Annotated in this window: 1 pseudogene; it reads left to right on the forward strand. The window is 72.7% G+C overall.

What is annotated here, in order from left to right:
• Window positions 1-8,256 (forward strand): annotated as a pseudogene (locus E1J50_RS23345) (LEPR-XLL domain-containing protein); the annotation flags it as partial.

The following is an 8,256-nucleotide window of genomic DNA, read 5'->3' on the forward strand; positions in this document are numbered from 1 at the left end:
ATCACGGTCGGCGCGGGCAACCACGTCATCCTGGGCGATTCCGGCCGGGCCACGTTCCGCAACGGCCGCGCCCAGCGGGTCGAGTCGATCACGCCGGAGATCGGCGGCGACGACGTCATCGAGGGCAAGGACGGCGACGACACCATCATCGGGGGCGCGGGCGCGGACCGGATCACCACGGGGGCGGGCAACCACGTCATCCTCGGCGATTCGGGCGAGGCCGACTTCACCGTGACGGTCGCCGGCGCCACCACGACGAGCCTTCTCCTGCGCATCGCCACGACCGCTCCGGGCATCGGCGGGGCCGACCAGATCAGCTTCGGCTCGGGCACCAACGTCGTGCTCGGCGGTGCCGCCGGCGACACCATCACCGGCGCCGACCAGGGCGCCGTGGTGCTCGGCGACAACGGCATCGTCACCTTCGACCCGGCGGGCAAGATCCGGCGTGCCATCTCCACCGACACCACGATCGGCGGCGACGACACGATCACCATCGGCAACGGCGACAACGTCGTGCTCGGCGGCACCGGCTTCGACGCCATCACCATCGGCGACGGCACCAACGTCGTGATGGGCGATTCCGGCCAGGCCGACTTCGAGGCCGGCCTCATCGTCGAGATCGCGAGCATCAGCCCCGAGGTCGGCGACCGGGACACGATCCGTCTCGGCAAGGGCCGCAACGTCGTCGTCGGCGGTGCCGGCGGCGACCTGATCACGGCGGGCGACGGCGCGGATGTGGTGATCGGCGATGCCGGCCATGCCAAGCTCACCTCGACCGGCCTGCCGATCCTCGTCGAGACGACCTACGACAACGTCGCGGGCGACGACACGATCACGCTCGGCAACGGCGACAGCGTCGTCCTCGGCGGCTCGGGCCTCGATACGATCCGGGCCGGGAACGGCCGCAGCGTCGTGCTCGGCGACAACGGCCGGGCCGACTTCGACGGGGCAGGCCGTGCCTCGCAGGCGGTGACGACCGCCCCGACCTCGGGCGGGCGCGACCTGATCACGCTGGGCAATGGCGGCAGCGTCGTGATCGGCGGTGTCGGAGCCGACGAGATCCGCACGGGCTCCGGCTCGGACGTGATCGTCGGCGACAACGGCAACGCCGTGTTCCTCAACGGTGTCCTCACCTTCATCGAGACCCTCGATTCGAGCCTCGGCCTCGCCGACCTGATCGAGGCGGGCGAGGGCGCCAACGTCGTGCTCGGCGGCGTCGGCGGCGACGACATCACCACGGGATCGGGCGCCGACGTGATCGTCGGCGACGACGGCCAGGCGAGCTTCACGCTCGGAATCCTCACCCGCATCACCACCAAGAACGAGGGCGTGGCGGGCGACGACGTGATCCGCGCGGGCGACGGCGCCAACGTGGTGCTCGGCGGCTCGGGCAGCGACCGCATCACCACCGGCATCGGCGCGGACGTGGTCTTCGGAGACAACGGCGCTGTCGATTTCGTGGACGGCATCCGCGCGGAGGCTCTGAGCGAGCGCGCCGGCGGCGGGCGCGACACCATCCTGACGGGGTCCGGCGCTGACCTCGTCGTCGGCGGCCTCGGCGCCGACACGATCGACGCGGGCAAGGCGGACACCGACGACGACATCGTCTTCGGCGACGACGCCCACATCACCTTCGACGTCCTCGGCCGGGTCAGCCTCGCCGAGACGATCGACCCGACGCTCGGCGGCGACGACCAGATCGACGTGGGCGCCGGCAATAACATCGTGCTCGGCGGCGCGGGTTCCGACCGGATCGTCTCGGGCGCGGGCGCCGACGTGGTGTTCGGCGACAACGGCGCGGTGACCTTCACGGGCGGAATCCGTCTTGAGGCGATCAGCGACCGCAACGGCGGCGCGGGCGACACGATCGACACCGGCGCGGGCGCCGACCTCGTGATCGGCGGCCTGGGGGCGGACGCGATCGACGCGGGGGCGACCGACACCGACGCCGACATCGTGTTCGGTGACGACGGTCACGTCACGTTCGACGCCATCGGCCGCGTGAAGCGGGCCGAGAGCCTCGACCCGACATTCGGCGGAGACGACATCATCCGGGTCGGCGGCGGCGACAACGTCGTCATCGCCGGCACCGGCGACGACGCGGTCACCGCGCTCGGCGGATCCGACGTGGTGATCGGCGATGCCGGCTACGCGGTCTTCTCCGCGGGCGTGCGCGTCGAGTTCGCCTCGACCGACACGGCCGTCGGCGGCAACGACACGATCGATGCGGGCGACGGCGACAACCTCGTCATCGGCGGCTCGGGCAACGACACCATCACCACGGGGGCGGGCGCCGACGTGGTGCTCGGCGACAACGGGCTCGCCCTGTTCGAACTCGGCGTGCGGGCCCGCATCACCAGCGACCGCAACGGCGGCGCGCGCGACCGCATCGTGACGGGCGCGGGTGCCGACGTGGTGCTCGGCGGCCTCGGCTCCGACACGATCGACGCGGGCAAGGCCGATGCCGATTCCGACATCGTGTTCGGCGACGACGGCAACGTCACGTTCGACGCGCAGGGCCGCGTGAAGCGGGCCGAGAGCCTCGATCCGGGCTTCGGCGGTGACGACGAGATCGACGTCGGCGGCGGCGACAACGTCGTCATCGCGGGCACGGGGGCCGACACCGTGACGGCTCTCGGCGGCAGCGACGTGGTGCTCGGCGACGACGGCTACGCGCTGTTCGAAGCCGGCGTGCGCGTCGAGTTCGCCTCGACCGACCCGAACGACGGCGGCAACGACCGGATCGACGCGGGGACCGGCGACAACCTCGTCATCGGCGGGGTCGGGGCGGATGCGCTGACCTCGGGCTCCGGCGCCGACATCGTGCTCGGCGACAACGGCGTCATCCGGTTCGAGTCCGGCCTCGTCCACGAGGTCTACACGACCGACGAGCGCATCGGCTCGGGCGACGTCATCAAGGCCGGCGATGGGGCGAACATCGTGCTGGGCGGCGCCGGTCGCGACGCGATCACCACGGGGTCCGGCGCGGACGTGATCCTGGGCGATCACGGCGAGGCGAGCTTCTCCGGCGGCCGCCTGACGCGGATCGCCGCCCTCGACCCGACCCGCGGCGACGACGACACGATCCTGGCCGGCGACGGCGACAACACGATCATCGGCGGCACCGGCCGCGACGAGATCCGGGCGGGCTCGGGCGCCGACGTGGCGCTCGGCGACAGCGGTCTCGCGACCTTCCAGACGGACGGCAAGCGCATCCTCGTGCGCTCGACGGACGTCGAGACGGGCGATGCCGACACGATCGACCTCGGCGACGGCGACAACGTCGTGATCGCGGGCGCGGCCGGCGACACGGTGACCACGGGCTCCGGCGCGGACGTGATCCTCGGCGATCACGGCCGGGTCGGCTACGACGCGGCGGGCCGGATCGCGCAGGTCCTGTCGACGGACATGTCGGTGGGCGGCAACGACGCGATCCGGGCCGGCGACGGCACGGACGTGGTCGTGGCCGGCTTCGGCGCCGACAGCGTCACGGCGGGCGACGGCGCCAAGATCGTGCTCGGCGACAGCGGCCAGATCGACTTCACGGCAGGCGTCATCACCCTCGCCCAGACGCTCGATGCCCGCATCGGCGACGCCGACGTGATCAAGCTCGGCCACGGCCGCAAGCTGGTGCTCGGCGGAGCCGGCTCCGACACGGTCGAGGGCCTGACGGGCGATGCCGTGGTGCTGGGTGATGCCGGCCTCGTGCGGTTCGCGAGCGGCAACCCGGTCCATGCCGAGACCTCGGACGTCGAGGTCGCGGGCGACGACCGGATCACCCTGGGCAACGGCAACGGCCTCGTCATGGGCGGCTCGGGCGCCGACACGATTACGCTGGGCCAGGGCCGCTCGGTGGTGCTCGGCGACAACGGCACGGTCGACCTCGACGCGCAGGTGCGCGCCACCGAGATCACCTCGACGGCACCGGACGTGGGCGGCCGCGACGTGATCGTGGTGGGCGACGGCGGCAGCGTGGTGCTGGGCGGGTTCGGCTCGGACCAGATCACGACGGGCTCGGGCTCGGACATCGTGCTGGGCGACAACGGGGCGGTGACGCTCTCGGCTCTGGTCCCGGTCCTTGTCCGCACGACCTCTCCGGCGATCGGCGGGTCGGACGAGATCCGGGCGGGTTCGGGCGACAACGTGGTGCTCGGCGGCACGGATGCCGACACGATCGTCACGGGCGCGGGTCGCGATGCGGTCCTCGGCGACAACGGCGAACTGCGCTTCGATGCCTTCGGACGCTACAGCCGCATCACCACGACCGACTCGGCGATCGGCGGTGGCGACACGATCGAGGCCGGTCACGGCGCGAACGTGGTGTTCGGCGGCGCGGGCGCCGACACGATCACCACCGGGCTCGGGGCCGACCTGATCCTCGGCGATAACGGCGAGGCCACGTTCGAGGCCGACCGCTTGGTGCTGCTGCGCAGCCTCGATGCGGCGATCGGCGGCAAGGACACGATCCAGGGCGGCGAGGGCGACAACGTCGTGCTCGGCGGCGCGGATGCGGACACGATCACGGTCGGCAGCGGCCGCGACGTGGTGCTGGGCGATAGCGGGCTCGTTCGCTACGACGGCCAGGGCCGGCTGGCCCAGGTCGCCTCGACCGATACCGCGGTCGGCGGCGACGATCGGATCGAGGCCGGGGAGGGCGACAATCTCGTCCTCGGTGGCGCCGGTGCCGACCGGATCGGCACGGGCGCCGGCGACGATCTCGTCCTCGGCGACAGCGGCGAGGTCCTGTTCGCGGAGGGCGTGATCGCTTCGGCCGTCACCCTCGACGCGACCTCGGGCGGCGGCGACGTGATCGTCGCGGGCGCGGGCACCAACCTCGTCCTGGGCGGGCTCGGCGGCGACACGATCACCACAGGCGGGGGTGCCGACGCGCTCCTGGGCGATCACGGTCGGGCGCTCTACACGAGCGGCCTGCTCGCCGTGCTCGAGACCATCGATCCGAATGCGGGCGGTGACGACACGATCACGGCGGGTGACGGCGACAATCTCGTCCTCGGCGGGGTCGGGGCCGACCGCATCGTCACGGGCGCGGGTGCCGACATGATCCTCGGCGACAACGGCCGCGCGGATCTCGACGTGGTGGGTATCCGGTCCGTCCTGCGGCGCCTGCGCTCGACCGACCCGCTCGTGGGCGGCGACGACACGATCGAGGCGGGGGCCGGCAACGACTACGCGGCCGGCGGCACGGGTGCCGACGTGATCCTCGGCGGCGACGGGCACGACGTCCTGTTCGGCGACCACATGCTCTACGACCGGGCCCTCCCGGTGAACCAGCGGGCCGTCTCGCTCTTCACCGCCTCCGGTGACGGCGGCGGCAACGACCGGCTCGAAGGCGGGGCGGGCGACGACTTCCTGTACGGGCAGCAGGGCGACGACGTCCTCTTCGGCGGGGCGGGCGACGACGACCTCACGGGCGGTCATAACGTGCTGGGCGGGGCGGACGGGAGCGACACGATCTCCGGCGGCGACGGCGCGGACGTGGTGCTGGGCGACAACGGCGTGATCACCCGCGCCGTGCGCGTGGACGACGTGAAGGCCGTGACGTGGCAGATGAACCCCGGATCCTTCGCCGACACGGTGCTGCGCGACGTGCTGCGCTTCGACCTGATCGACTTCGTGGGCGGGAACGACACGCTCAACGGGGATGCGGGCGACGACCGCCTGTTCGGCCAGATCGGCGATGACCGGATCTCGGGCGGGGACGGCTCGGACGAGATCGTGGGCGGCCTCGGCCGCGACACGATCGACGGCGGGGCGGGCGCCGACCTGCTGCTCGGCGACGAGGGACGGATCGTGCGGGCCTACGGCTCGGACGGCGCGCCGATCCTCAACACGGACGGCATCTGGCACCGGGACGTGGTGCTGGAGGAGATCGGCACGGTCACCGCCAACATCGGCATCGATTCCCGGACCCGGGCGGAGCGGCCGGGCCTGGCTGACATTCTGACCTCGGCCGACCTCCTGCTGGCGGTGGGCGGTACGGACGGCTCGGGCGCGCGGTTGCTGCACGGCGACACGGGTGCCTGGAACACGGGCGTGCTGGCGGTCTCGCTGGCGGCGGCCGACGACGACGTGATCGCGGGCGGGGCGGGCAACGACGTCCTGTTCGGTCAGCGCGGCAACGACACCCTGAGCGGCGGCGAGGGTGACGACCTGATCTACGGCGACCGCGCCTCGAACCTGGCCGAGACGGTCTCCGACCAGCCCGGCATCGTGAACGCGGTGCGCCTGATCGGGGCGGCCGCGGGCATCGATCTGGCACTGCCGCTGGGCGGGGCCGTGGTGGTTCCGGCGGCCAATCTGGTTCCGTCGCTGCTGGCCTCCGGCGCGCCGCGGATCGAGGTCTACCCGGCCATGGCCGCAGCGGCGGCCGACATCGCCGGTTCGGGATCGATCCGGCGCACGGATGGCAACGGCTTCACCGTCTACGCCTCGCTGGTGCCGAGCCTGTTCAACGCGAACGGGGTCCTGGCCGGCAACGACACGATCGACGGAGGAGCGGGCAACGACACGATCTATGGCGACAGCGGCGAGACCTACGCGCTCGACGTGACCACCTACGCCACGCTCAACGAGCGCATCGACGCCGTCTCGGGAAGCCTCCGGGATCTGCTGGGAGCCTTCGACGTCCTGAGCCGCGGCACCGACATGTTGAATGCGGGCCTCGGACGGCCGTCGGCCGGGCGGATCAGCCTGGGCAACGACACGATCACCGGCGGTTCCGGCAACGACCTCATCGTGGGCGATGCCGGCCGGGTCATCGTGACCGGGACGGGCCCGCTGCGGGACGCGTCACTGGCGGCGGCGCGCGCGCTGAACGGCTTCCTGGACGATGTGCAGATCGTGGTGGCCGATCTCGCCGCGACCGCCCGCTTCGCGCAGGCGCAGGTGGCCGCGACACTGGAGACCCTGTCGCAGCCCGGCGGAAGCCTCGCCGGTCTGCCGGAGCGGTTCCGGCCGAGCCATCAGGTCGTGATCGGCAACGACACGATCGATGGGGGCGCGGATGGCGACGTCGTGGTGGGCGACACGCTGGTGCTCCTGCAGGCGGGTGCGGGCCGCACGCTGGCAAGCTGGGATCCGGCGCGGGCGGGCGAGGCTTTCGCGGTCGAGGCGGATCTGAGCCGGCTGTGGATGGAGCAGGCGGCGACGCTGAGCGGGCACCTTGCCAAGGCGCACCCGATCGACCCGCTGACGGCGACGCTGGGCTGGATGGTTGCCGGCGCATCCGCGGGCTGGAGCCTGGAACTCGGCAACGACCGGATCGCGGGGGGGACGGGCGACGATCTGCTCGTCGGCGACACGGCGCTCATCCAGGTGGCGGCCGGGTCGGGCTGGGGCGGCACCGCGGGTCCGGCGGGCTTGGCGCTCGAGCGGGCGCAGGTGCAGGCTCGGCTCCTGGCTGGCTTCGACGGGGGAACCGGTTGGGGCACGGGCTACGGCTGGGGTTGGCCAAGCTACGGTTACGGCTGGGGCTGGGGCGCTTCGGGCTGGTCGGCTGCGAGCGTGGGCTGGGCCTCGGGTTGGGGGCTCGGCTGGGAGACGGGGCTTGCGGGCGCGTCCGGCTTCGGCACGGCGACCCTCGGCCGCGACACGATCGCGGGTGGCGCCGGCGACAACCGGATCTTCGCCACCAACGCCACGCTGGTTCCCGCCCTCGACGCGACCGGTCGCTTGGTCGGCTCCGGCGCGCTGACGGCGCTGCTGCCCGACGATATCGGTCTGGCCGATGGCGTCTTCAGCCCGTCGCGCGCGGCCTGGAGCGTCGGCACGCTGAGCACGGCGGGAGCGCCGGCCTATAGCCTGAACTTCGGCTACGGCGTGCCGTTCGCCGGCCGCTGGGGCGGGCCTGCGCTGATGGGCTACGCGGCGAGCTACCTCGCGCCGCAGGGGCCGGAGCGGCCGTGGGGCTGGCCGGCCGGCTGGAGCGGCACCTGGGGCTGGGCGGGCACCTGGGGCTTGGCGGGCACCTGGGGCTTGGCGGGCGCTCGGAGTGGAGCTGGCTACCTCGCGCCGCTCCCGTCCTACCTGAACGCGCTGACGGCGCTGCCGGTGGCCAATCCCTGGCACGCGGCCGCCGTGACGGGACAGATCGTGCCGGTACGATCGGTGGGCGGCTTCGGCGCGCCCTACTCCTACGGTGCGGCGTACCCCTACGGTGCGGCGTACCCCTACGGTGCGGCGTACCCCTACGGTGCGGCGTACCCCTACGGTGCGGCGTACCCCTACGGTGCGGCG

Origin of the sequence: Methylobacterium segetis (genome assembly GCF_004348265.1) — a bacterium.
Lineage (GTDB): Bacteria > Pseudomonadota > Alphaproteobacteria > Rhizobiales > Beijerinckiaceae > Methylobacterium > Methylobacterium segetis.